Source organism: Paraburkholderia sp. (assembly GCF_036488505.1).
GTDB lineage: Bacteria > Pseudomonadota > Gammaproteobacteria > Burkholderiales > Burkholderiaceae > Paraburkholderia.
In genome coordinates this window covers 1-3,491 of the sequence record NZ_DASXHN010000262.1, presented here as the reverse complement: position 1 = coordinate 3,491, position 3,491 = coordinate 1, and the positions used below count along the sequence as shown (strand labels likewise).

Genomic DNA, 3,491 nt, shown 5'->3' with positions numbered 1-3,491 from the left:
CGCGAGGCCGGCATTCCGTTTAACGTGCCCGAACGCGAGGAGTTGCCCGACCGGCTCGCCGCGGTGCTGGAGGCGGTCTATGCGGTGTTCGCGGAAGGATGGACCGACCCGCTCGGCAGCGATACCGAGCGGCGCGATCTGGCTGGCGAGGCGCTCTTTCTCGCGCAACTGCTCGCCGAGTTGCTGCCCGAGCAAGCGGAGGCGCTCGGTCTGCTCGCGCTGATGCTGTACGCGCAGGCGCGGCGTGATGCACGCCGCGATGCGGCCGGCGACTACGTGCCGCTGTCCGCGCAGGATCCTGCGAGCTGGAACGCGCCGATGATCGCCGCAGCCGACGCGCTGCTGCGGCGCGCGAGCGCACTCAACGCGATCGGACGCTTTCAGCTGGAAGCCGCGCTGCAGTCGGCGCATATCCACCGCTGTCGCACGCGTCGACCGAACTGGGGCGAGATCGTGCAGCTCTACGATGCATTGCTCGCGATGGCCGCGTCGCCGGTGGTCGCGGTCAACCGCGCGCTCGCGCTAGCGGAGCGTGCCGGCCCGCAGGCGGCGCTCGCGGCGCTCGAACCGTACGCGGACGATCCACGGCTCGCCGACTACCAGCCGTACTGGGCCGCGCGCGCCGAGCTGCTCGCCCGCGCTGGCGCCAGCGCCGAAGCGCTTCGCGCCTACGACCTCGCGATCGGCCTTCAACGCGATCCGGCCGCGCGGCGGTTCCTGCAGCGCAAGCGCCACGCGCTGTCGACGGCGGCCGGTGGCGAGACCCTATAGCCGGGCGCGGCCGCTTGAATGGCTGGCACGCCAGTCACGCGGTGTCATACGAAAGCGCGATACGAACCAGTTCGTGAACGACCCCTGTTGCGCGTAACCCAGCAGCACCGACACCCGCCCGATCGGATAGCGCGGGTTGCTCATATAACGCACCGCGAGTTCGCCTCGCACCTCCTCGACCTGATCGGAGAAACTGGTGCCCGCAGACCTCAGCTGGCGTTGCAGCGTGCGCACGCTCAAACACAAATGACGCGCGACGAGTTCGACCGTCGCCTGCTCCAGCGGCAGCAGCAAATAGATCGCCTTGCGCACTTCGAGCGCCGTGGAATCCTCGCCGCGTGCGTTGAGCGGCGACGCCAGGCTCTCCGCATAGCGCACCAGCTCGGGATCGGCGGCAGGATTCGGGTAGTCCAGATCGGCGGCCGCGCAAACCAGCCCGTTGAAATCGCTGCCGAACTCGAGCGGACACCCGAAAAAGCGCCGATGAAACGTTAGATCCGCGTGCGCCGCGTGAGTGAAGTGGACCGAGCGCGGTTTCCAGAACTTGCCGAGCAGCGCGCTCGAGTGTCGCGCGAGCACACCCAGCGCCAGTTCGATTGCCTGCCGCGTCGGCGTGCCGGGTTCGACGACAAGCTCCTCGCGGATCGTCACGGTCTGGCCCGTGTCCTCGACGTACATCGCAAGCGCTTCATTCAATAGATGACGGTATTCGGCCGCCGCCAGCAACACCTCGCGCAGCGTGCGTTTATGCGTGAGCAGCACATTGACCACACCGGTCCCGAAGCTCTGCCGCGTTTCGGCCATTTGCAGCGCGAAGGTCGGGCACGATGATTTTTCGGCCGTCAGTTCCAGCAGCCGGCAGCAGGACGCTGCCGCAACGCGGCCGTCCGGATTTGCGAGCGCCCCGGCATCGATGCCAACCTGCCTCGCGAGTTCCACCGGGTTGAGTCCAAGCCGCCGCGTCACCTCGAAGTAGCCGCTCATAGCTACCGATCCCAGCATCGTTTCCATTGCTTTATCTCCGCAGCTCGATACGGGCCGCGCGTTGCCGTGATGCCGCGCGGAAATACTGGTGTTAACACGCAGTGGCGCGATCCCCCAAAAGGATGGCGCGCATTCATAAAAGTGTAGCGCGCGATTGCCGTATCTTGCACTCACACGTTCGATATGTCCCGCCGGTTTTCAGCGCAGCCGCGGAACACATCACCCTTAATCCGGATGGAGGCAAGCCATGCAATTTCTTGACGATTCGCTGCACCCTGAAAATCAGGACAAAGTAGTTATCACCACTGCGCCGTACGGCCCGGAATGGATGCCCTCGGACTTTCCGGAGGACATTCCGGTCACCATGGATCAGCAGATCCAGAAGGCCGTCGACTGTTACAACGCCGGCGCCACGGTACTGCACCTGCACGTTCGCGAACTGGACGGCAAGGGCTCGAAGCGCCTGTCGAAGTTCAACGAGCTGATCGCCGGCGTGCGCGCCGCGGTGCCCGACATGATCATCCAGGTCGGCGGCTCGATTTCGTTCGCACCGGAAGACGACGGCCAGGCCGCGAAGTGGCTGTCCGACGACACGCGCCACATGCTGGCGGATCTCGATCCGAAACCGGATCAGGTGACGGTCGCGATCAACACGACGCAGATGAACATCATGGAACTCCTCTATCCGGAGTACCTGGCAGGCACCTCGCTTTCCAACCCCGCGTTCATGGCCGCCTATAGTGAAATGACGGTACCCGCGGGTCCGGCCTGGGTCGAAGAGCATTTGCGCCGCCTGCAAGCGTCGGGCATCCAGCCGCACTTCCAGTTGACCGGCATCCACGCGCTGGAGACGCTCGAGCGTCTGGTGCGCAAGGGCGTCTACAAAGGTCCGCTGAACCTGACGTGGATCGGTATCGGCGGCGGCTTCGACGGTCCGAATCCGTTCAATTTCTTCAACTTCGTGCATCGCGCGCCGGACGGCTGCACGCTCACCGCCGAATCGTTGCTGAAGAACGTGCTGCCGTTCAACATGATGGCGATGTCGATGGGTCTGCATCCGCGCTGCGGCATCGAAGACACGATCATCGACCAGAACGGAAATCGCTTTACGTCGGTCCAGCAGATCGAGCAGTGCGTGCGCGTCGCGCATGAACTCGGCCGCGAGATTGCGACCGGCAAGGAAGCGCGCGCGATCTATCGCATCGGCGCGCAGTACGACTCGATCGACGAGACGCTGGCCGCCAACGGCATGGCGCCGAATCGCGCGACGGGTATCAAAAACGTGCCGCTGCGCGCGGCGTAATGAATCGAAGCCCGGCTGGTCGCGACACAGCACGCCGGAAAGGAGACAAACCATGCTCATACAGCATGCCGCGCCCACTGCGGGCGATGTGCCGGCAACCCGCACGGACGTGCGCGCCTACGCCTGGGTCGTATTCGCACTGACGGTCGGGCTGCTGCTCTCCGACTACATGTCGCGCCAGGTGTTGAATGCGGTGTTTCCGCTGCTGAAGTCCACCTGGAATCTTTCCGACGCGCAGCTGGGCTCGCTCAGCAGTCTGGTCGCACTGATGGTCGGTGTGCTCACGTTCCCGCTGTCAGTGCTCGCGGACCGCTGGGGCCGGGTGAAGAGCATCGTGCTGATGGCGGCGATGTGGAGTGTCGCGACGCGGGGCTGCGCACTCGCGACGAGTTACGGCGCCATGCTGGTCGCGCGCGCCTTCGTCGGAATCGGG

Annotated in this window: 4 protein-coding genes; 3 read left to right on the top strand and 1 reads right to left on the bottom strand. The window is 65.1% G+C overall.

Annotated features, from left to right (window positions below):
* On the top strand, positions 1-771 hold a 771-nt coding region (locus VGH68_RS15755), incomplete at its 5' end, for a DUF6596 domain-containing protein (protein WP_331604575.1).
* Here the strand turns inward: VGH68_RS15755 and VGH68_RS15750 are convergent.
* Complete coding sequence (locus VGH68_RS15750) at positions 766-1,782, bottom strand: AraC family transcriptional regulator (RefSeq protein ID WP_331604574.1); 1,017 nt, start codon at positions 1,780-1,782, stop codon at positions 766-768. The genes VGH68_RS15755 and VGH68_RS15750 overlap by 6 nt on opposite strands.
* Before the next feature lie 220 nt (positions 1,783-2,002).
* Between VGH68_RS15750 and VGH68_RS15745 the strand changes: the two genes are divergently transcribed.
* Positions 2,003-3,058 carry a 3-keto-5-aminohexanoate cleavage protein gene (locus VGH68_RS15745; RefSeq protein WP_331604572.1) on the top strand — a complete coding sequence of 352 codons (1,056 nt, stop codon included), beginning with the start codon at positions 2,003-2,005 and terminating at the stop codon, positions 3,056-3,058.
* Between the two features lie 52 nt (positions 3,059-3,110).
* Positions 3,111-3,491, top strand: a 381-nt coding sequence (locus VGH68_RS15740) for an MFS transporter (protein WP_331604571.1), incomplete at its 3' end; no start/stop codon positions are given.